Source organism: Gilliamella sp. Choc5-1 (genome assembly GCF_001690595.1).
Taxonomy (GTDB): Bacteria; Pseudomonadota; Gammaproteobacteria; order Enterobacterales; family Orbaceae; genus Gilliamella; species Gilliamella apicola_M.
Window position 1 is genome coordinate 24,995 of record NZ_LZHH01000091.1, and the last position, 24,228, is coordinate 49,222.

Here is a 24,228-nt window from a genome sequence, read left to right on the forward strand (position 1 = left end):
TCTTTTTTTTAAAATTATGCTGGACAATATCATTTTTTATGCGTAATATTTTGTCCTGCTTCTGTGGTGGCTATAGCTCAGTTGGTAGAGCCCTGGATTGTGATTCCAGTTGTCGTGGGTTCGAATCCCATTAGCCACCCCATTTTATATAGCAGTAAATCTAACGGCGAGTAGCGCAGCTTGGTAGCGCAACTGGTTTGGGACCAGTGGGTCGGAGGTTCGAATCCTCTCTCGCCGACCAATTTTTAATAAAGAAGCCTATTCAGTTGAGTGGGCTTTTTTATTATCTCTTAAGTAATTGGTTCATCGTTAATAGCCTTAATGTATAGGAATCCAGTTATTTACATTTCCTAATTAAAAAATCTTCTTAAAATTTATAACGTATTTTATCTAAAATAGTTTTGTTTTTACCTAAGATGTTTGTAAAAATTATTCAGGAATCTATGCCGTTTTATTTTATCAAAATTTGGTAGCGATTTACTGAACTTCATCTAAAAAGAGAATAAAATGACTATCATGATATAAACATAATAAAAAGTGGTGCTTATTTTAATGAATATGTGGCATAATCGATGGAAAGGTAGATAATAAAAACTTATTAACTATTGTATACGATTAGACATCATAATTTGATTTCAAATAAATAGCTTGTGAGTTTTTAGGCGATTATTTTAATCATAAATATAAAACAACTCGTTGTTTTGTTACTCATACATTCATAAATTATCTTTACAAATTGGTATTCATAGGTAAGCTGACATCTCTAATAGCCACACTTGATATAATTTGCTAACATAGAACACTTTTTTAAAGTAATAAATCAACAATACAATAACATGGATTACGATATTGCAATCATAGGTCTTGGCCCTGCTGGCAGTACACTAGCTCGTTTACTTAGCTCTTCTTTCAAAGTCATTGCATTAGATACAAAACATAAAACGGGAAATGGCGGATTTCATAAACCTTGTGGGGGACTATTAGCAGATGATGCACAAAAAGCCTTTGCTAGGCAAAATATAAACTTACCGGCTGATATTTTAACTGATCCTCAAATTTTTAATGTCAGAACTTATGACTTACAAACCAAACTTATTCGCAACTATCAGCGAAGTTATGTGAGTTTTGATAGGCACAAATTTGATCTGTGGCTAAAATCACTAATACCATCAAATGTAACCGTCCTTCATAATACACTCTGTAAAGAAGTAAGACGCATTATTGATGGTTATCAGATCACTTATCTTGATGAAAATAAAAATGAACACAACGCCACTGCTCAATATGTGGTCGGTGCTGACGGTGCCAATTCTCTGGTTAGACGAATGCGATATCCTCAACATACGATAAGACAATATGTAGCGATACAACAATGGTTTAAAGAGCAACATCCAACGCCATTTAATTCTTGTATATTCGACAATGAATTAACAAATTGCTACTCGTGGAGTATTTCAAAAAATGGTTATTTTATCTTTGGCGGTGCTTTCCCTAAAAAGGTAGCGAATCAAAATTTTGAACAATTAAAAGAAAATTTAACTAAACAAGGGTTTATTTTTGGTAAACCTCTCAAAACAGAAAAATGTTTAGTGGTCTATCCAAATCGGCTACGTGATTTTTATACTGGTAATGAAAATATTTTTTTAATTGGTGAAGCAGCTGGTTTTATTAGTGCAAGTTCGTTAGAAGGTATTAGCTATGCTTTAGATAGCGCTGAAATTTTAAGTAAAATATTAAATAGTGGCCATCCAAAACCTAATAAATGTTATTATCAACGTACAATACCATTACGCTTCAAACTTTATAGTAAAATTGTTAAAGCCAAACTATTAACAACTCCTTTGTGGCGTAAATTAATAATGAAAAGTAAGATTCAGCATATTGAATAACTTAAAATAAAAAAATAATAATGAAATATATTGGGAAATATTAATTATGTTTGATGTAAACGATCTGATCCGTTTTAACCACGAATGGTCAGAAAAAATAGAGCAAGAAGATCCTGAATTTTTTAAACAACTTGCAGTTGAACAAAATCCTAAATTTTTATGGATCGGCTGTTCAGACAGTCGTGTGTCAGCAGAAAAACTCATTAAGTTAAAGCCAGGTGAGTTATTTGTGCATCGTAATGTCGGTAATCTTGTAATACACACTGATTTAAACTGTTTATCTGTCGTTCAATATGCAGTGGATGTACTTAAAATTGAAGATATCATTGTTTGTGGTCATTTAGGTTGTGGTGGAATTCGTGATGCGGTTGAAAATCCTGATTTAGGGCTAATTAATAACTGGTTACTGCATATTCGTGATCTTTGGTTTCGAAACAGCTCACTTCTAGGGGAATTTCCTCCCGATATCCGTTTGGATGTTTTATGTGAACTTAATGTAATTGAACAAGTATACAATCTTGGACACTCTACAATTATTCAATCTGCATGGCAACGAGGTCAAAAAGTTAATTTACATGGTTGGGTTTATGGAATTCATAATGGCAAAATTACTGATTTGCATATCACTTCATCAAGTAGCGAAAATCTTGAAATTAACTACCGAGAAGCTATTTCTTATCTTCTAAATTTACATAAATCCCAGTAGTTAGCTCATAATTCTTATTTAAAACGATGGATAATTTGATTGCTGCTTCCTCGCCACAATAGACGAGGATCAGCAAGTTCTTGTACAAATTTTCCATCAATTAACACATCAATATAAGGAATAACCCCTTGTTGTTCAGTTGTTAACTCATCAAGCTTATACCCAGTCCAAAGCCAGATATCTTTATTATCACACTCAGATTTAACACGTTGAACCAGTTTTAATATAGTTGCAACGTTTTGAGGATGCAAAGGATCACCACCAGAAAGCGATAATCCTTGACGTTTTATTTCAGTATCTTGTAAATCTTTAATGATTTGATCTTCAAGTGCTTGTGTAAATGGTAAACCAGAATTTACTCCCCATGTACTTTTGTTATAGCAACCTAGGCACTGATGTACACACCCGGCAACAAAAAGAACACAGCGAGTTCCTTCCCCATTAACAACATCGACAGAATAATAACGATGATAATTCATAAATATTTATTGATTATTAACCAATTTGACCATTATTTAAATGTTTAACTCGACGTTTTACTTCTTCTTGTTTACCTGAATTGAATGGGCGAGCATCAGGACTACCTAAATATCCACAAACACGACGAGTAACGGATACTTTTGAAGAATCATGATTTCCACAACTTGGACAAACAAAGCCTTTACTGGTACAAGAAAATTCACCAGTATAACCACATTCATAACATTCATCTATTGGCGTATTAGTCCCATAATAAGGAACGCGTGAATAACTATAATCCCAAACATCTTCTAATGCTTTGATATTATTAATCATATTTGGATATTCACCATAACAGATGAAACCACCATTGGCAACTTGAGGATAAGGTTTTTCAAATTCAATTTTTTCGTACGGATTAACCTTTTTCTCAACATCAAGATGGAAACTGTTAGTGTAATAACCTTTATCAGTAACACCTGGAATTACACCAAATTCAGCCGTATCAAGTCGGCAAAATCGATCACATAAATTTTCGCTTGGTGTGCTATATAAACTAAACCCATAACCAGTTTCGCTTTTCCATTGATCTACTGCATTACGTAAACGCTCAACAATTGCCACACCTTTTTCGCGTAATTTATCACTATCAAATGGATGTGTTTGATTTCCGTAAAGTGCATTTAATGTTTCATGAAGACCAATATAACCTAAAGAAATTGAAGCTCGCCCGTTTTTGAAAATTTCAGAAACATTGTCATCTTCGTTAAGCCTTACACCACAAGCACCTTCCATATATAAAATTGGTGCCACTCGTGCTTTTACGCCATCAAGTCTAGCAATACGCGTCATCAATGCTTTTTTACAAAGTTCTAATCGTTTATCTAAAATCGCCCAAAATCGTGTTTCATCGCCTTTAGCTTCAATGGCTATACGAGGCAAATTTAGACTAATTACACCTAAATTATTACGACCATCGTGAATTAGTTGTCCATCCTCTTCATAAACACCTAAAAAGCTTCGACAACCCATTGGCGTTTTAAATGAACCCGTCACTTCAACAACTTTATCGTAATTTAAAATATCTGGGTACATCCGTTTACTTGCACACTCAAGTGCAAGTTTTTTAATATCATAATTAATATCGCCCTGTTTATGGTTAATACCATCTTTAATGGCAAAAACAAGTTTTGGAAAAACTGCTGTTTTATGATTTTTACCTAATCCTTTGATACGAACTTTTAAAATAGACTCTTGAATTAAGCGTGATTCCCAACTAGTCCCTAAACCAAAACCAAAAGTAACGAACGGAGTTTGTCCATTAGCTGTGTGTAAAGTGTTTACTTCATATTCAAGAGATTGAAATGCATCATAACACTCTTTTTGAGTACGACTTTTAGCATAAGCTTCTGGATTCGGAATATTCCATTCTTCAGCCACTTGTTTGTGTTTGTTATAACTAATAGTAACAAACTTTGCTAAAACCTCATCGATACGATTAATAGTCGTGCCACCATAAATATGGCTAGCCACTTGCGCTATAATTTGTGCAGTTACCGCAGTTGCTGTAGCAATTGATTTTGGAGGTTCAATTTCAGCATTGCCCATTTTAAAACCGTTAGTTAGCATTCCGTCTAAATCAATTAACATACAGTTAAACATCGGAAAAAATGGCGCATAATCTAAGTCATGATAATGGATCTCACCACAATCATGAGCACGAGAAATATCTTTAGGTAATAAATACTGCTTCGCATAATGTCTTGCTACAATACCCGCAAGTAAATCACGTTGAGTTGGAATCACCTTGCTATCTTTGTTAGCATTTTCATTTAAAATGGCGACATTACTTTGCTCAATTAGTCCTCGAATATCCTGATTTAGACGGCTACGTTCTTCTCGAGCACGATCACGATCATGGCGATACTCAATATAAGTTCTCGCTAATTTTTTATAAGGGCCTGACATTAACTGATTTTCAACTGCATTTTGAATTTCGTTGATATCAACACTTTCACGTCCACTCATTTGATTAGTAACAACACGAGCAACCGCTGCGCAATAATCTGGATCATGGACATTTGCAGCCACAGCAGCTTTAACAATGGCATCTTTGATTCTAGCCTCATTAAATGCAGTTTGACAACCATCTCGTTTTATTACTACAGGCATATATATTCCTTAATACTCATTAATAATTAACATAGGTTTTATATCAATAAAAATATTCATTTGATTTTTAAATTTTATGATATAAACCTGAATTTCTAAACCGCTTAGAAAATACTATATATAGTAAATAATCGCGAATTATACACTATATATTGTGCTTTTCTAGGTTTTTTAATAAATAAAATAACTTGACAAATTTAAAGTTAATAATGATATGTATTTATGGCATATTAAGGTATGAAAAGAGAAAGAATAAATAAATTTACTAAGACAATAGATAAACAAAGGAGCAAAGCTTGCTTGCACTTTTGTCTATCTATAAAGTTATTAATTGAATAATCTATGATTCAATATTTAACCAATCTGTATGGAACACGCCCTCTTTATCAATACGCTCATAGGTATGAGCACCAAAATAATCTCTCTGAGCTTGAATCAAATTAGCTGGTAATACCGCTGATCGATAACTATCATAATAAGCAATCGCTGCTGAAAGTGTTGGAACAGCAATACCTTGTTGTACCGCTAAAGATACCACATCACGTAATGATTGTTGGTAAGCCTCAACTGTTTGATTAAAATAAGGCGCTAACAATAAATTATCAATCTCATTATTATCGGCATAAGCATCAGTAATTTTTTGAAGAAACTGTGCACGAATAATACACCCTGCTCTAAAAATCTTAGCTATTTCACCATAATTTAAATTCCATTGATATTTATGAGAAGCAGCTTTTAGCTGTGCAAAACCTTGTGCATAAGAGATAATTTTACCCATATACAGTGCTTTACGGACTTTTTCTATGAGCTCCTGCTTATCACCACTATAAGGCGCTTTTTGAGGACCTTTTAACACTTTTGCCGCCGCAACTCGCTGATCTTTAATTGCTGATAGATAACGAGCAAATACAGACTCAGTGATTAAAGATAAAGGCTCACCCAAATCTAAAGCACTTTGGCTGGTCCATTTACCTGTACCTTTATTGCCTGCCGCATCTAAAATCACATCAATTAAATAATTACCATTTTCGTCTTTATGCTTAAAGATATCAGCGGTAATTTCGATTAAATAACTGTCTAACTCGCCTTTATTCCAATCGGTAAACACCTCAGCAAGTTCATCATTAGTTAAACCAACAGCATGTTTTAATACCGAATAGCTTTCAGCTATCAGTTGCATATCGCCATACTCAATGCCGTTATGAGCCATTTTTACATAATGACCAGCGCCATTTGGACCTATATAAGCAACACAAGGCTCACCATTAGCCTTAGCTGCAATCTTCTCTAATATTGGTGCAACTAATTCATAAGCCTCTTTTTGCCCACCAGGCATAATTGATGGACCTTTTAGCGCTCCCTCTTCGCCACCTGAAACACCAGTACCAATAAAGTTAAATCCTTCTGCTAACAATGTTTTGTTTCGACGAATTGTATCTTCAAAATAGGCATTCCCGCCATCGATAATAATATCACCTTTATCTAAAAGTGGACGCAACTCATCAATTACTGCATCAGTACCTTTTCCTGCTTGCACCATAATCAGGATACGGCGTGGTTTTTCTAAAGAATTGACAAAATCTTCAATTGTATAATAAGGAACCAATTTCTTATCAGAATGTTCAGCCATGACTTGTTCTGTTTTATCTTTAGAGCGATTATAAATAGCAACAGAAAATCCTCGACTTTCAATATTGAGCGCAAGATTTCGCCCCATAACTGCCATTCCAATAACACCGATTTGTTGTTTTGACATGATTTGGCTCCTTTATTAAACCTCTATAACCTTAACCATAAGGTTTTAACAACACCTAAAACTTAATTAAGTTTTATAAATTACGCTATATTTTGCCATAAAAAAGCCGTATCAGAATACAATACGGCTCTTTTTCATGACTTTAATGATATTTACTATCAACTGAATAAATCATGAACGTTTCATCATTTCGAAAAACTCATCATTAGTTTTAGTCATGGCAAGTTTATCGATCAAGAACTCCATTGCATCAGTCTCACCCATTGGGTTAAGAATTTTGCGTAAAATCCACATTTTTTGTAGTTCATCAGGCGAAGTCATTAGATCTTCTTTACGTGTACCTGAACGATTAAAGTCAATAGCAGGAAACACACGACGTTCAGCAATTTTACGCGATAAATGGACTTCCATATTACCTGTACCTTTAAACTCTTCATAGATAACTTCATCCATTTTAGAGCCAGTATCAATCAATGCTGTTGCAATAATTGTTAAACTACCACCTTCTTCCACATTACGTGCTGCACCAAAAAAACGTTTCGGACGATGTAATGCATTCGCATCCACACCACCAGTCAACACTTTACCTGATGAAGGAACAACTGTATTGTATGCACGAGCCAAACGGGTGATCGAATCTAATAAAATAATCACATCTTTTTTATGTTCAACCAAACGTTTTGCACGTTCAATAACCATTTCAGCAACTTGAACATGTCTTGCTGCTGGTTCATCGAATGTCGAAGCAACAACTTCACCTTTAACTAGACGCTGCATTTCGGTCACTTCTTCGGGACGCTCATCAATCATTAATACAACTAACTCGCATTCAGGATGATTAACCGCTAAGCTTTGTGCAATATTTTGTAAAAGCATTGTTTTACCCGCTTTTGGTGGTGCAACAATCAAGCCACGTTGACCTTTACCAATTGGTGATGCTAAATCAAGAACTCTTGCGGTGATATCTTCGGTAGAACCGTTACCTCGTTCCATTCGTAAACGAGAATTTGGATGAAGTGGAGTTAAGTTTTCGAAAAGAATTTTATTGCGGGCATCTTCTGGTTTATCGTGATTTACTTCATTTACTTTTAACAAAGCAAAATATCGTTCACCTTCTTTTGGCGGACGGATTTTACCTGCAATGGTATCACCAGTCCTTAAATTAAATCGTCGAATCTGACTTGGTGATACATAAATATCATCAGGACCAGCTAAATAAGAGCTATCAGCTGAACGCAAAAAGCCAAATCCATCTTGCAAAATTTCCAGTACGCCATCACCAAAAATATCTTCACCACTTTTGGCATGTTGTTTTAAGATTGCAAAAATAATGTCTTGTTTTCTAAGTCGGGCAAGATTTTCAAGCCCCATTCGTTTTTCACCAAGCGTCACAAGCTCAGAGACAGAAGTGTTTTTTAATTCAGTTAAATTCATAATGTTAAAAATTCTTGAGGATAAAATTGATATGTTTGCAATTAATATTCTTTTTGTCTATTTGTTTCATTTACTTATAAAAATCTCCTTTCCTTACAGCACATAAATTCAATCGATTACTAAGCTTTTTATGATAATTGAAGATCTGAATATAGAATTTTATCACTTTACCAATAAAAACAATGAATTTTAGAAAGGAATATTTGTAAGAGGCTAGCAATTTACACTAAAAACATTAATATGTCTATATTTAATTAAACTAGCTCCTTTAAACTAATAAATAAAGCAAACATAGAAGGAAAAGAGCAATGAATAACTCACCACTCTCTTAACTATACTTATTGAATATAAGGTATTTATTATAATTGAGGATCAATAAAATTTTTAAGTTGAGCCTTAGATAGAGCACCCACTTGAGTTGCAACAACTTTTCCGTTTTTAAAAATTAATAAAGTCGGAATGCCTCGAATACCAAATTTAGGCGCTACATTGGAATTTTCTTCAATGTTCAATTTAGCAATAATAATTTTATCACTATATTCTTGCGCTATTTCTTCTAAAATCGGAGCAACCATTTTACAAGGCCCACACCATGGAGCCCAAAAATCAACAAGTACAGGTTTTATTGATTCACTAATTGTTTTTTCAAATGTATCTTCCGATAATTGAACGATATTATTACTCATTTTATTCTCCGACATACTTTAACTTGTATTTAATAATAGATTACTTTGTATAACTCTACTAGTAATTAGTATAATAGGGTATAATTATTAGTGATGTGACGGTATTTAGTGTGTTATAATGTCACAATTCTGGTAATTATATTCACAACCGCAATGATTCAATCATATCTTACTAAAACAACTTTTAACCAGTTTCCTCTTCATCCTTTAGTATTAAAAGCTCTTGAGAAAAAAGGGTTTTCTTATTGCACTCCTATTCAAGAAAAAACATTACCATTAACAATCAAAGGGATTGATATAGCTGGACAAGGGCAAACAGGAACAGGCAAAACTATCGCATTTTTGGCTTCAACTTTTAATCATTTGTTGAAGCATGAACCATTGTCAGCTCATAAGACAAACCAACCGCGAGCAATCATTATTGCACCAACACGCGAATTAGTTGTACAAATTTATCATGATGCAGAAGCTTTATCTGAAGAAACAGGTTTGAAATTAGGGTTAGCTTTTGGAGGAGATGGCTATGATAAACAATTAAAAATGCTATCAACTGGTGTCGACATTTTAATTGCAACGACAGGAAGGCTGATTGATTATGCAAAACAAAATTATATTAATTTAGATGCAATTCAAGTTGTCGTATTAGACGAAGCCGATCGCATGTTTGATTTAGGATTTATCCGCGATATACGTTGGGTTTTCAGACATATTACTCCACCACAAAAAAGATTAACCATGTTGTTTTCTGCAACATTAACACATAACGTACGTGAATTAGCCTTTGAGCATATGAACAATCCTCAATATGTTGAAGTTGAACCAGAACAAAAAATTGGTCATCGCATCAAAGAAGAGCTATTTTTTCCATCTAATGAAGATAAATTAGCACTTTTGCAAACGCTAATTGAAGAAGAATGGCCAGATCGTTGTATTGTGTTTGCTAATACAAAAGTAACTTGCGAAAAGATTTGGCGGTATCTTATTGCTGATGGCCATCGTGTTGGGTTATTAACTGGTGATATTGCTCAGAAAAAGCGTTTATCAATTTTAGAACAATTTACTCAAGGTCATCTTGATATTTTAGTCGCCACTGATGTCGCAGCAAGAGGATTACACATACCTAATGTTACCCATGTATTTAATTATGATCTACCTGATGATTGTGATGACTATCGACATCGAATTGGACGTACAGGACGTGCAGGCGCAGGTGGTTACTCAATTTCGCTAGCTTGCGAACGTTATTCGCAAAATTTACCTGCGATTGAAAAAGCAATTGATCATGCAATTCCTGTTAGCCAGTATGACCCTTCTGCGCTACTGGTTGATTTAACTCGTCCAAAACCATTTAGGCGGTCACCTCGTAGAAAATATTCAAACTAGATATAGTAAGTAGAAAATTAAAATCATTATGAAAAGTTATCTAATAATATTTTGTTGCAAATTATTTTTAGATAACTTTTTGTAATGTTACAAATATATTTTAACTAAAATGACATGCTAAGATCATTCTTCGTGTAAATTTTTATTCATCTGTTTTAAAAAACATTGATATTCAAGCTCAATTTCTTTTTTAGTTTCTTTAGATAATGTAGCTACATGAAATCGATGTAATGAACTATATAAAACAAACAATATATTCATTGAAATTGTTTTCTTTTTCTTTTTTATCTTATAAAATGTGTGTAAATATCCTGTTTTTTCAAAAGTTTCAACATCTTTGATTCCAACACTACATAATAGCCTTTCCAATGACAAAGTCATATTTGGTAATGCTTTTATTCGTTTTGATTCAGTTTCACTTTTTTCATGTTTTTCTTTTTTAGTATATTCAATCACCATTTTTACCATAGCTAATAATTTTTCTTTATCCTTAAAAATTTCTTCATCAACTTTGTAGTAATCAAGTAATTTGGTTGTCATACCTGTTGTTATACTTAACGGTTTCATACCTAAATCAATAAAAAATGAGCGATAATCAGAGTGTCCTCTTAAATAAAAATCTTTTTTGGTAATCCAGCCAAACATTGTACCTTTGCTATTAACGCTAAACCCACCAAAAAATGTTTTAATTGAAATATCTTTTAGGTCAGAAAGTTCTATTAGAATTTGATTTGCAAATGTTGAGCACATAATTAACTCCCATCTGAACTTTATTAATTAACTAAAATAACTTACTAATTAATCTAAATTATAGTTATTTCATATTCAAACAATTTCTAATTAAATTCAGAATTATGCGATCTATATTCCATATATAAACATAAAACAAATTATTACTTGATAAATTATATTTATATGAAATCAAATAAATTTTTGTAAAGAATTTTGATAAAGAAAAATAAAACTTGATAATTTTTAAAAAGAAAATAGCTTTTACATTGTTATTCTGTCGTAATAATTATACAATCAAAATATACTAATTGAATGATACTTAATTTTTGTCAAACCAAATTAAAATGATAAAAAACGTTATTATTGCTTTATTTCTTATATATTACCCTTTTGTCACATCGGCCGATAAATTACCGCTAATTGACTCATTAACGCTGTGTACTCCTAATTTTTTTAAAGATATTTACTCCAATAAGGAAGAATTAGAAAAATACACCAATATAAAACTTATTGACCAAAATCAAGCCTATATTTCTGTTGAAAATCGTTCTGATATAACCAAGAATTATGTCTATTTTGCTCATCCTATGACTTATAAAAACCTAACAATCACTGGCTATTATGATAGTGCAATGGATCTTGGCAAGATGGGAAAATATTATTTCTGGGGGTTTATTATCAATAATGATATTGATCAAATCAAAGAAACTTTAAATTTTGTGGAGTGGAAAAATATGGAAGATAACCTACTGTATATCGCAAATCCAAAGATTCGTAATATTAATGACGATCTCCAGACTTGGCATAAAAATACCGGAACTGTTGTCGGTGTTAAAACCATTCCAGCTCCAGATACCACCGAAAAACTGCTATTACTCGAAAAAAGCCCAAATATGAACCTTCTTATTTGTTCGATTCAAGGTATTGTGACTTCTGAGCTGATCAAACAAGAACGACCTGACATTCAGTAATTTAAACTAAATCGCAGATTCATCCATTTCGCCAGTTCGAATACGAATGACTTGTTCAACGTTATAAACAAAAATTTTGCCATCACCAATTTTACCGGTTTGTGCTGTCTTCATAATAGTCTCAATACACATTTCTAAAATATCATCAGACACAATAAGTTCAATTTTCACCTTCGGCAGAAAATCAACCATATATTCCGCACCGCGATAAAGTTCAGTATGCCCCTTTTGACGACCAAAACCTTTAACTTCAGTAACTGTCATACCTGTAATACCTTGATCAGCAAGTGCCTCTCGAATATCATCTAATTTAAATGGTTTAATAATAGCTTCAATCTTTTTCATATTTAATTTACCTTTAATTCAAGATCACCATTTTTTAAATCCGAAAGCAGAAGTAATAGGATAACGGCGACCTTTGCCAAAGTTACGAGCTGTTATTTTCGGACCGACCGCTGATTGGCGACGTTTATACTCATTTATATCAACCAATTTAATAACACGCCTTACAGTTGCTTCATCATAACCTTGCGCAATAAGTTGTTCAACGGAAAGATCAAGTTCGACATAACCTTTCAAAATTCCATCTAAAATATCATAAGGCGGTAAACTGTCTTCATCTTTTTGATCTGGAGCCAACTCTGCTGATGGAGGGCGAGTGATCACTCTTTCAGGAATAACATAAGAACGAGTATTCCGATATTTTGACAATGCAAAAACCATGGTTTTAGGCACATCTTTCAGAACATCAAACCCACCAGCCATATCGCCATAAAGAGTTGCATAACCTACCGACATTTCACTTTTATTACCCGTTGTCAGCACCAGCCTGCGCCGTTTATTTGATAGTGCCATTAAAACAACACCACGACAACGTGCTTGAAGATTTTCTTCAGTAGTATCTTTTGGCGTACCAACAAACATTGGACTTAACGATGCCATAAACGCATCAAACATTGGCTCAATCGAAATAATATCAAATTCAACCCCTAATATTTCAGCTTCTTCTTTGGCATCAGCAATACTAATATCGGCTGTATAACGAAATGGCATCATCACTGCCTGCACTTTATCTTTTCCTAGCGCATCAACTGCAATAGCAAGGGTTAAAGCTGAATCAATTCCTCCAGAAAGCCCTAATACTGCACCTTGAAAGCCATTTTTAGTAACATAATCACGAGTCGCAAGTACCAATGCATCATAAACTGAAGCTAATTGATCATTTTCATTATTATCAATTATCGCCTGATGATTTACACCATATTCAAAAGAAGAAACTTGCTCCTCAAATGATTTTAGCTGACAAACAATTTCACCAAGCTCATTACAAACAAATGATCCGCCATCAAACACCAGCTCATCTTGACCGCCCACTTGATTAACATAAATGAAAGGTAAGCCTGTTCGTTTAACATGCTGTTTAACTAAATCACGGCGATTTTTCTGCTTGTTGCAATCATAAGGCGAAGCGTTAATAGCCACAACAAAATCAGCCTGAGCCTTATGGATATTATCAACTGGCTCAAATTGCCAAAGATCTTCACAAATTAGTAAACCAATCTTTTTACCCTTAAAATCAACTACGCAAGTTTGATTGTCAGCTGTAAAATAACGCTTTTCATCAAATACATCATAATTAGGTAATCGCTGTTTATGGTAGCGAGCTAACAATTTTCCATCACAAAAAAGTGAAAGGGCATTATAAATATTTTGATCTTGCCAATGTGGATGTCCAACAATAACTGCACAGTGCTGACTGGCTTGTTGAATCAACGATAATGCTTTTTGGCAACGAGCTTTAAAATCAGAACGGAAAATTAAATCTTCAGGTGGATAACCACACAAAGCAAGTTCTGAAAAAATAATGAGATCATCAAAGGAGTGGCTATTTATCAATTCAATAATCTGTTGAACGTTCCCTTCAATATCGCCCACACGCCAATTTTTTTGTGCTAAAACAATAGATAAAGACATATAAAATTTAATATCACAAATCGAAATTATCGACAAGTTTAAATGATTCTAGGTTGCACTGCCACTTTTTTATCGCTAACATGCAACAATAAATCCACTATGACTTGTCTGGAAATTAATATGCAAAAAATATTAAATGTGGCACTAGCTAAACGCAGTTATCCAATCACAATTGGTGAAAATCTACTAAGCGAATTTCAACATTTTAAACTCCAAGCAGGCCAACGCGTACTCATTGCTACCAATGAAACCATCGCCCCACTTTATTTACAGACACTAATTGATATGCTTGAAAAGCATGGTGTAAAAACCGATTCAGTTGTTGTTCCTGATGGAGAAAAATATAAGACCATAGAAACATGGAATAGCATTTTAACAACGTTACTGGCAAACACTCATACTCGCAGTAGTATACTTATCGCACTTGGTGGTGGTGTGATTGGTGACGTTGCAGGATTTGCCGCTTCAGCTTATCAACGTGGAATTAAGTTTATTCAAGTACCGACAACGCTACTATCACAAGTTGATTCCTCGGTAGGGGGGAAAACAGCGATTAATCACCCACTGGGTAAAAATATGATTGGCGCATTTTATCAACCACAATCGGTAGTGATTGATCTCAGTTGTTTAAAAACATTACCTCAAAGAGAGCTTTCGGCTGGACTTGCCGAAGTTATAAAATATGGCATTATTTTAGATACTAAATTTTTTGATTGGTTAGAAGAACACATCAACGATTTACTAAACCTAGATGTTAATGCATTAAGCTACTGTATTTACCATTGTTGTGAACTCAAAGCACAAGTGGTTGCCGCTGACGAAACAGAACAAAACATGCGCGCAATTTTAAATCTTGGTCATACTTATGGTCATGCCATAGAAGCGGAATTAGGCTATGGAAACTGGCTACATGGCGAAGCTGTCAGTGTCGGAATGTTAATGGCGGCTCAAACTGCTAAATTACTTGGTAAATTGGATCAAACTGATATTGAACGAATTAAGAACTTATTAATTCGTGCTAAACTACCTGTTAACAGACCAAAAAAAATGTCAATTGAATCTTATCTGCCACATATGTTACGAGACAAAAAAGTACTATCTGGACAGCTAAGACTTGTTGTGCCAACTAAAATTGGGCATGTTGAGGTGATGGATGGCATTGATAAAAGTATCGTATTAGAGTCGATTGCTAACGTTTAATATTCATCATAATTCTTAGTATACTAGGTATCAATAAATCACTTTCTTGTTATTAAGCTAGGGTAACCTAGCTTAATCATTATTATCAGATTAAATCAACACATAAGGTTCTACACGATTAAAATGTAAATATAAATTTACTAAAACCACAAAACAAAAACATCCCTAATAAATTCTGGTTAATAATTGAAAATTTAATTTACTATTATGTAATTTTGTGTTTACATTATATGCGTTTATGTAATTAATATTTTACATATAAAATAATAAAATAATAAAATGATTTTAACAAGGAAAGCAAAAATGTTAAAAGATACACTAAATAATGTTCGAATTAGAGATGAACACATGCTAATTACCCCTGAAGAGATAAAAAAACTTTATCCGTTATCTCATGATCTTGAAAACCAAATTGCCTCATCAAGACAAACTATTGTCGATATTTTAGAACGTCGAGATCACCGTTTACTAATTGTTTGCGGTCCTTGCTCTATTCACGATCCTATTGCGGCAATTGAATATGCGCATAAATTAAAAAAACTATCAGACGAAGTCAAAGACCACCTATTTATTGTCATGCGTGTTTATTTTGAAAAACCAAGAACCACTGTTGGTTGGAAAGGTATGATTAACGATCCTCACATGGATAGCTCATTTGATATTGAGCATGGACTAAAAAAAGCCCGTAAATTACTGCTTGATATTACTCAAATTGGCTTGCCTATTGCAACTGAAGCACTAGATCCCAATACACCACAATACATTGGCGATTTAATTAGTTGGTCTGCAATCGGGGCAAGAACTACTGAATCACAAACGCATCGAGAAATGGCCTCGGGGCTTTCAATGCCTGTTGGTTTTAAAAATGGAACTGATGGCAGTTTAGATGTTGCAATTAATGCGATGAAATCAGCCTCTATGCCTCATCGTTTTGTAGGAATTAACCAAAAAGGACAAGTAACCGTTTTACAAACAACAGGCAATCCACACGGCCATGTTATTTTGCGTGGCGGTAAAACACCAAATTATGATGCTGAAAATGTCGCATTGTGCGAAACACAAATGAAAAAGGCAGGATTGTTACCTAACTTAATGGTTGACTGTAGCCATGCAAATTCAAATAAAGATTATCGAAATCAACCTATTGTTGCTTATTCCATTATCGAGCAAATAGAAAAAGGCAATAATTCGATTATTGGCGTAATGATTGAAAGTAACTTATTTGAAGGAAATCAGCCTTCCGAGCAACCACCAGAAAACTTTAAATATGGCGTATCTGTGACTGACGCATGTATTAACTGGGAAGAAACAGACGCACTATTACGAAAAATGGATCACATTTTAGCGCAGCCACTTATCGAAAGACAAAAGCACTCAGTTACTACTTAAACTACTCAATAAATAAACATATCGCCGACACCATTATCGGCGATCTTTGTTTTATTTAACCTAACTGCTTACGAGCATTACGGAATATTCTCATCCAAGGGCTATCTTCACCCCAGTTATCAGGATGCCATGAATTAGTTACTGTTCTAAATACCCGTTCTGGATGTGGCATCATAATAGTTGCCCGCCCATCTTGAGATGTCACTGCAGTAATACCGTTTGGCGAACCATTTGGATTAGCAGGGTATTGCTGTGTTACTTTGCCAAAATGGTCAATATAACGTACGGCAATTAATCCTGATGCTTCTAAACGGCTTAGATGAACATCATCACCCACTTCAACACGTCCTTCCCCGTGTGAAACAGCAATTGGCATATGCGAACCAGCCATATCAGTAAATAGCAACGAAGGACTTGATTGAATTTGCACTAAACTAAAGCGAGCTTCAAAACGTTCTGACAAATTGCGAACAAAACGAGGCCACAAATCCGCTCCCGGAATTAAATCTTTAAGATTCGACATCATCTGACAACCGTTACAAACCCCTAACGATAAAGTATCTTTGCGATGGAAGAATTGTTCAAATTCATCACGCACTTTTTTATTAAATAAAATAGATTTGGCCCAACCTTCACCTGCTCCTAAAACATCGCCATAAGAGAAGCCACCACAAGCAACCAGTGTACTAAATTGACTAAGCGTAATTCGACCAGAAAGTAAATCAGTCATATGTACATCGATTGCTTCAAAGCCAGCTCTATCAAATGCTGCCGCCATTTCAACGTGTGAATTAACGCCTTGCTCACGTAAAACAGCGACTTTTGGTCTTATTCCTTTAGCAATATAAGGTGCTGCAATATCGGCTTGCAGATCAAAAGTTAAGTGCACATTTAATCCTGGATCATCTTCATTTTGTTTAGCTTGATGTTCTTGATCTGCACATTCAGGATTATCACGTAAGCGTTGCATTTGCCATGTCGTTTGCGCCCACCATGTTCTCAAGGTTAAGCGTGATTCACGGTATACCGTAGCTGAGTTATCACGCACAATAATTTGTTGACCAGTTTTAGCATTACCAAGCACATGAACCGTATGGGATAAGCCAAACTGCTTAAAGCAAGCCATCACATCATCTAAACGGTTACTAGCTACTTGAATAACCGCGCCTAATTCTTCATTAAATAACGAAGCAATCACATCATGACCTAACGAGGTAATGTCTACATCAACACCACAATGTCCAGCAAAAGCCATTTCGGCCAATGTCACAAACAGCCCACCATCAGAACGATCATGATAAGCAAGCAAAGCATTTTGGTTTACTAAAGCCTGAATCGCATTATAAAAAGCAAGTAGTTCTTTAGGATCATGAACATCCGCTGTTTTTTGGCCTAAATGACGATACACTTGAGCAAGTGCGGTGGCTCCTAGTGCTTGATGACCTTTCGATAAATCAACCAACAATAATGTATTATCCTGATCAGTACGCAATTGTGGTGTCACTGTTTTACGCACATCTTCAACACGTGCAAATGCCGAAATTACCAATGATAATGGTGAAGTCATGGTTTTTTGCTCACCATCTTGTTGCCATGTCGTTTTCATGGACATCGAATCTTTACCAACAGGAATAGCAAGCCCTAAAGTTGGGCATAACTCTTCACTAATAGCTTTAACGGCCTCATAAAGCCCAGCATCTTCGCCCGGATGCCCTGCCGCCGCCATCCAGTTAGCTGAAAGCTTAATCCGTTTGATATTACCGATATTGGTTGCGGCAATATTAGTAATTGCCTCACCAACTGCAAGCCTTGCTGATGCGGCAAAATTAAGTAACGCAACTGGCGCACGTTCACCAATTGACATAGCTTCACCATAATAACTATCCAAACTTGCAGTAGTCACAGCACAATCAGCAACCGGTACTTGCCAAGGCCCGACCATTTGATCACGAGCAACCATCCCCGTCACTGAACGATCGCCAATGGTAATTAAAAAGGTCTTTTCGGCAACGGTTGGCAAATGTAGAATGCGTTTGACCGCATCATATAAATTAATTTCAGAAGTTGAAAAATTATCACCATGTGCTTGGTGAGTTTTAACATCACGTTGCATTTTAGGCGTTTTACCAAGTAGCACATCTAATGGCAAATCGATGGGATGATTATTAAAATGCTCATCATGCAAGGTAACCGCCTTATTGGCGGTTGCCTGACCAATCACCGCATAAGGTGCACGCTCACGCTGACAAAGTTCAGCAAATAATGCCAATTTATCGGGATGAATCGCAAGCACATAACGTTCTTGTGATTCATTACACCAAACTTCTAGTGGTGACATACCTGGTTCATCGCTAAGTATTTTACGAAGCTCAAACTGACCACCACACCCACCATCGCTAACAAGTTCAGGCATTGCATTAGACAAACCGCCAGCACCAACATCATGAATAAATAAGATAGGATTATCTTCACCAAGTTGCCAACAGCGATCGATAACTTCCTGACAACGGCGCTCCATTTCAGGATTATCACGCTGAACAGAAGCAAAATCCAAATCGGCATCAGACTGCCCCGATGCCATAGACGAAGCCGCTCCACCGCCTAAACCAATATTCATCGCTGGGCCACCTAAAACAATCAGTTTAGAGCCAGCTGGAAACTCACCTTTTTGGATATGTTCACGGCGAATATTACCCATACCACCAGCTAACATAATCGGTTTATGATAACCTCGAAGCTCCTCGCCATTATGGCTATTAACCTTTTCTTCATAAGTACGGAAATACCCTAACAAAGCCGGACGACCAAATTCATTATTAAACGCCGCACCACCTAAAGGACCATCCATCATAATATCAAAAGCGCTCACAATGCGATCTGGCTTACCAAAATTTTGCTCCCAAGGTTGTTCAAAATTAGGAATACGCAAATTAGAAACTGAAAACCCAACTAAGCCCGCTTTAGGTTTAGCACCGCGTCCAGTTGCCCCTTCATCACGAATTTCACCACCACTCCCCGTTGCCGCACCCGGCCAAGGTGATATAGCTGTTGGATGATTATGTGTTTCAACTTTCATTAAAATATCTGCATATTCTTGATGATAGTAGTATGTTTTATTCTCATCATCCGCAAAAAAGCGCCCAACGATTGAACCGTCCATCACTGCGGCATTATCCTTATAAGCGGACGAAACATAATCAGGAGTGTGTTCAAAAGTATTTTTGATCATCTTAAACAGTGATTTAGGCTGCTTTACCCCATCAATAACCCAATCGGCATTAAAAATCTTGTGACGACAATGCTCGGAATTGGCTTGTGCAAACATATAAAGTTCAATATCAGTAGGATTACGATTTAGTTTTTTAAAGTTCTCAACTAAATAATCAATCTCATCAGATGCTAACGCCAAACCTAATTTAAGATTAGCCTCATCTAATGCAGCACGACCTTGACCTAATAAATCAATGGTTGTCACTGGCGCAGGTGATTCAACATGAAATAACTGCTCGGCTTGATCAACATGGCTAAAGACCGCTTCCATCATGCGATCATGAATTAATGCTATAAAATCGTTTTTTTGACAATCGGTTAATTCTGAACTTACTTGCACATAATAAGCAATCCCCCTCTCAATACGGCGAATCTGTGGTAAACCGCAATTATGTACAATATCAGTTGCTTTTGATGACCAAGGCGAAATCGTTCCCACTCTTGGCGCCACTAAAAAGAGTTGCTTGCTAGCCGTTTGTTTAACATTGATTTGTGCGTTTTTTGGACCGTATTGTAATAATTTATCTAACGTTAACTGTTGTTCAGCCGTCAATTCGCCTGCCAAATCAACAAAATGCAGGTATTGGGTTTCAATATTGATAACAGGGATAGATTTCTTACAACAAGCAGATAAGATTTTACTAATACGAAATGGAGATAACGCAGAGCAGCCAGCTAAAATTTTCATAAAAATTACTCTTTTTAAGCCAAAAATAAGGAAAAATAGACCAATATTATAAAAGAAAGCGCGCGGTGTGGCTATATGAAATACAGTTAATCGAGTGATGGCGAAAAAGTTTATTTTTATCTTTTAAATCTTAGAATATTTATTAATTATGTTAAATTTCAATTAAGAGTACGTATCGCTTTTTTCGACTTTTTTAATTTTAAAAAGGTATAGAATCCTGAATATTTTTTACAAAAAATATCACCTAAAACTGAACAGCTTTATAAATACCCTATTGCTATAGTAAGTACATCGCTCACATAGAAAATCACATTTGTGGAGGGGAGGCTTTAAAAGTGGTTACCTTTGGTGGGTATTTAAAAAATATTGATTTATTAGTTAATTACTGATTTACTGCATAGAAACAAAAAATAATTAATGATATCTTATGAAAATGTAAGGGTAAATTAGCATGGAGTTTCTTTTTTATTTACTCATTATTGGTATGCTAATAGCAGTGTTTATTAATTTTTCTAGCTTAGGAAATCAAATTTCTGCTTTGAGGCATCAATTAACAGAGTTACAAAAAAGTGTTTTATCGCTTTCAGAGCATCTTTATCAGCAAAAAAGTCGTTCGTCCGATTCTGATACGGTTCAAGAAACTGCCGACCAAACTTTGAATGAGTTAACCATACATAGCAAACAACATGATAGTGATACTGAAAATATCAATCAACAATTTGACTATCAAACCCATGCCGTTATTCAAGCATCCGACGATGCCGAGCTAGTTGATCTATCGGTAACCGAAATTGAAACGCCACCTCAAATGCCTTGTGCTGCTAATAATTACAATTTAAACACCGATTGTTTGCAACTCAATGATCAAAACGAGCCTGTCTTATTCACTCAATCCGAACAATTTGCTCACAATCCACTCGACGATAAAAACGTTGATTTCGATACGTTAACGCAGACAAATACGTCATATGAAGAAGTTGTAACAGAACAAGAAGCACAAACTTGTGTCAGTGAATCAGTATCCGATGAGGTTACCGAGCCTGAAATAACAAACGCTGAAACCTTAACATCACCAACATTAGATCCATTTGATTCTGCATATAAAAAATCGACTACTACGAGCACAAACCCTAATTTATTGTTACTTGCTTTTAATTGGTTTATTAAAGGCAATGTTCTTGCCAAAATTGCCATTGCAATACTGTTTTTAGGATTAACATATTTGTTTAAATATAGTGTTGAACATGATGTTATTTCGCCAGAGTTGAGAGTATTAGGTGCATTAGTCTTGGGCATTGCTTTATTGGTTATAGGTTGGAAATTAAAAGACAAGCGCAAAATTTATGCCTTAATTTTGCAAGGTGGTGGATTTGCAACTTTGTACCTAACCATTTTTGCCGCTTATAGGCTGTATGAACTAGTACCTATGTTACTGGCTTTTGCTATTTTATTCGTGATTTGTTCAACAAGTGTTGTGTTTGCCGTTGTGCAAAGGGCGATGAGTTTGGCAATTATTGCTTGTGTTGGGGGCTATTTAACACCGATTTTATTATCTAATGACTCGGGCAACCATGTTGCGTTATTTAGTTATTATTTAATGGTTTCTAGTGCTATTTTGATGATTAGTATTTCACAATCTTGGCGAGTACTTAATTTATTAGGATTTTTATTTACCTTTGTTGTATCACTACTATGGGGAATGAGTAATTTCCTACCTGAATTTTATATTGAATGTCAGATATTCATCATCGCTAATATGCTAATTTATGGTATTTTGGCCGTGCTGCTATCAATTCGTAGTGATAATCAAGAACCTTATCAAAATGTGATTGATCTCATTTTGCTATTTGGAACGCCATTATCAGGATTTGGCCTGCAATATGCGATCACTCAGCAATGGGAATTTGGTCCTGCGTTTTCTTCATTAGGTTTTGGTTTATTTTATCTGGTTGGTTCCTATATTATTTTACGCTTGTGGCCAACAACAGCTAAAAAAATTGCTCTTTTGGGACTGGCTATTGGTATAGCATTTAGTACCTTATCCATTCCGCTTGCCTTTAGTGCTAATTTGACTGCGGCACTTTGGTTATTTGAGGGAACAGCATTAAGTTGGATTATGCTTTCTCAAAAATATTATCGCGTAGCATTACTTGGTGTTGCCATTACTGTATTGGGGATGATTTCTACCTGTATATCTTTAGAATATGATCACTTAACCACAGCGTCATTTATATCACTTTCAGGTATCACCAGTATTATTTTATTTATCAATGGATGTTTATGGCACTGTTATGACCGCAATGACGATATTGATAAAATGATTAAAATATTATTTATGGTCATCGCCTCTATTGCTTGGATATTGTGGATTTCAATATGTATTCCACTCATGCTTGATGAAAGCACACCTAATGTTGCACCAATTTTATTCGGTTTTACAGTATCGACTTGGTTATGGTATGGCGTTGGTCAAAAAATCAAGTGGAATATAATCCGTTATGCAGTATTAGCACTATGGTTAGTGATACCTTTGTCATTATTCAGAGCGTATATTGGATATTATTATTTATCAAGCTTCGGCGTTTGGAACTTGGTTTGGGTGCTTGCGTTTGTTAGTTGTTATTATTATTTGCATGTTGCCAATCATCTTATTGAAAGCAAAGCAGCAGAAACAATGTTCAACACTTTTCCTATTGTGTTACATATTAGTTTATTCTGGATGATTCTTTGCTGGTTAATTCGTGAAACGGTTCATTGGTTTGATTCGTTACCGTGGGGATACGAAGTAGTAAAATGGAGTATTGCTACAACCATAGCAAGCAGTATTATTTTATTATTCTACTTCTTAATTAAGCGTCAAATAATGACCTCGTTGCCATTAATCAAATCCTATTGGATAATAGGTCTAATGCCTATTGTGCTTTATATTAGCTATTATTTAATTGTTGGACTTGGTATGAGTGGACAAATTATTTACTGGCAATATATTCCGATTATCAACCCGCTAGAAGAAAGTGCCATTTTTGCCTTAATTATGTTAACGGTCTGGTTAAAGTTTGCCATCAGTTATTCACATATTGGCAACAAAATTATCAATACTTCTTATTTTAATATCCCCTTACCAAATATGGTTTTAGTGCCATTAATCACGCTAACCTTTTTATGGGCAAATAGTGTAGTATTACGCTACTTAAGCCAGACGTTTGATATATCTTGGATGGCTTATTCTTTGTGGCACAATAATATTGTTCAAATGACTGCTTCGTTGCTTTGGATGTTAACATCGGTAATATTAATCACTATCGGGCATCGTTATTCACTTCGGAAAATATGGTACAGCGGTGAAATTATTCAAGTGATCGTTATTATAAAATTAATTTTTGTCGATATTCGTGAACTTGATGGATTACTGCGAGCATTTGCCTTTATTGGTGTTGCATTATTAATGTTATTAATCGCCTATTTAGCGCCATTACCACCAAAACAAGATAATAATAAGCAAATTTTGGAGTAATTTAG

At 35.0% G+C, this 24,228-nt stretch carries 16 protein-coding genes and 2 tRNA genes; 9 read left to right on the forward strand and 9 right to left on the reverse strand.

Going from position 1 to position 24,228, the window contains the following annotated elements; genetic code table 11:
* Positions 1–66: 66 nt before the first annotated feature.
* The 4 genes from A9G35_RS07965 (at position 67) to can (ending at position 2,595) form a co-directional block, all read left to right on the forward strand.
* A tRNA-His gene (locus A9G35_RS07965) sits at positions 67–142 on the forward strand.
* 22 nt (positions 143–164) lie between these two features.
* Positions 165–241: transfer RNA gene (locus A9G35_RS07970), tRNA-Pro, on the forward strand.
* Between the two features lie 595 nt (positions 242–836).
* Positions 837–1,889, forward strand: a complete 1,053-nt coding sequence (locus A9G35_RS07975) for an FAD-binding protein (RefSeq protein WP_065636409.1) — start codon at positions 837–839, stop codon at positions 1,887–1,889.
* 46 nt (positions 1,890–1,935) lie between these two features.
* Positions 1,936–2,595: a carbonate dehydratase gene (gene can, locus A9G35_RS07980; protein WP_065561563.1), complete on the forward strand. Its 660-nt coding sequence runs from the start codon at positions 1,936–1,938 to the stop codon at positions 2,593–2,595.
* 14 nt (positions 2,596–2,609) lie between these two features.
* Here the strand turns inward: can and nrdG are convergent, their stop codons facing one another.
* From nrdG to trxA, 5 genes are all read right to left on the reverse strand, one after another.
* Positions 2,610–3,074 (reverse strand): anaerobic ribonucleoside-triphosphate reductase-activating protein, encoded by a 465-nt coding sequence (nrdG, locus tag A9G35_RS07985; RefSeq protein ID WP_065636410.1) that lies wholly within the window; start codon positions 3,072–3,074, stop codon positions 2,610–2,612.
* A gap of 16 nt (positions 3,075–3,090) precedes the next feature.
* Positions 3,091–5,226, reverse strand: coding sequence for an anaerobic ribonucleoside-triphosphate reductase (gene nrdD, locus A9G35_RS07990; protein ID WP_065636411.1), 2,136 nt, complete (start codon positions 5,224–5,226; stop codon positions 3,091–3,093).
* Between the two features lie 340 nt (positions 5,227–5,566).
* A complete protein-coding gene (gene gndA, locus A9G35_RS07995; protein WP_034910475.1) occupies positions 5,567–6,982 on the reverse strand; it encodes an NADP-dependent phosphogluconate dehydrogenase in 1,416 nt (471 codons plus the stop codon).
* Between the two features lie 171 nt (positions 6,983–7,153).
* On the reverse strand, positions 7,154–8,416 hold the full coding sequence (rho, locus tag A9G35_RS08000) for a transcription termination factor Rho (RefSeq protein ID WP_065636412.1): 1,263 nt from the start codon (positions 8,414–8,416) through the stop codon (positions 7,154–7,156).
* A gap of 359 nt (positions 8,417–8,775) precedes the next feature.
* Positions 8,776–9,102, reverse strand: a complete 327-nt coding sequence (gene trxA / locus A9G35_RS08005) for a thioredoxin TrxA (RefSeq protein WP_065636413.1) — start codon at positions 9,100–9,102, stop codon at positions 8,776–8,778.
* 153 nt (positions 9,103–9,255) lie between these two features.
* On the opposite strand from trxA, the gene rhlB reads away from it, so the two are divergent.
* Entirely contained in the window at positions 9,256–10,485 is a 1,230-nt protein-coding gene (gene rhlB / locus A9G35_RS08010) for an ATP-dependent RNA helicase RhlB (protein WP_065636414.1), read from the forward strand.
* A gap of 123 nt (positions 10,486–10,608) precedes the next feature.
* On the opposite strand, the gene A9G35_RS08015 is transcribed toward rhlB, so the two are convergent.
* Positions 10,609–11,235, reverse strand: a complete 627-nt coding sequence (locus A9G35_RS08015) for a TfoX/Sxy family protein (RefSeq protein ID WP_065636415.1) — start codon at positions 11,233–11,235, stop codon at positions 10,609–10,611.
* 326 nt (positions 11,236–11,561) lie between these two features.
* Here A9G35_RS08015 and A9G35_RS08020 point away from each other — a divergent pair, with 326 nt between their 5' ends.
* On the forward strand, positions 11,562–12,188 hold the full coding sequence (locus tag A9G35_RS08020) for a hypothetical protein (protein ID WP_141673831.1): 627 nt from the start codon (positions 11,562–11,564) through the stop codon (positions 12,186–12,188).
* A 6-nt stretch (positions 12,189–12,194) separates the two neighbouring features.
* On the opposite strand, the gene glnB is transcribed toward A9G35_RS08020, so the two are convergent.
* Both glnB and A9G35_RS08030 read right to left on the reverse strand, forming a co-directional pair.
* Positions 12,195–12,533 carry a nitrogen regulatory protein P-II gene (gene glnB, locus A9G35_RS08025; RefSeq protein ID WP_034910467.1) on the reverse strand — a complete coding sequence of 113 codons (339 nt, stop codon included), beginning with the start codon at positions 12,531–12,533 and terminating at the stop codon, positions 12,195–12,197.
* Positions 12,534–12,557: 24 nt separating this feature from the next.
* Positions 12,558–14,162, reverse strand: a complete 1,605-nt coding sequence (locus tag A9G35_RS08030; protein ID WP_065636417.1) for an NAD+ synthase — start codon at positions 14,160–14,162, stop codon at positions 12,558–12,560.
* A 120-nt stretch (positions 14,163–14,282) separates the two neighbouring features.
* Here A9G35_RS08030 and aroB point away from each other — a divergent pair, with 120 nt between their 5' ends.
* Entirely contained in the window at positions 14,283–15,362 is a 1,080-nt protein-coding gene (gene aroB / locus A9G35_RS08035) for a 3-dehydroquinate synthase (protein WP_065636418.1), read from the forward strand.
* A 303-nt stretch (positions 15,363–15,665) separates the two neighbouring features.
* A complete protein-coding gene (locus tag A9G35_RS08040) occupies positions 15,666–16,751 on the forward strand; it encodes a 3-deoxy-7-phosphoheptulonate synthase (RefSeq protein ID WP_065636419.1) in 1,086 nt (361 codons plus the stop codon).
* Positions 16,752–16,806: 55 nt separating this feature from the next.
* Here the strand turns inward: A9G35_RS08040 and purL are convergent, their stop codons facing one another.
* Positions 16,807–20,709, reverse strand: a complete 3,903-nt coding sequence (gene purL / locus A9G35_RS08045) for a phosphoribosylformylglycinamidine synthase (protein WP_065636420.1) — start codon at positions 20,707–20,709, stop codon at positions 16,807–16,809.
* A gap of 451 nt (positions 20,710–21,160) precedes the next feature.
* Here purL and A9G35_RS08050 point away from each other — a divergent pair, with 451 nt between their 5' ends.
* Entirely contained in the window at positions 21,161–24,223 is a 3,063-nt protein-coding gene (locus A9G35_RS08050; RefSeq protein ID WP_065636421.1) for a DUF2339 domain-containing protein, read from the forward strand.
* Positions 24,224–24,228: the final 5 nt, after the last annotated feature.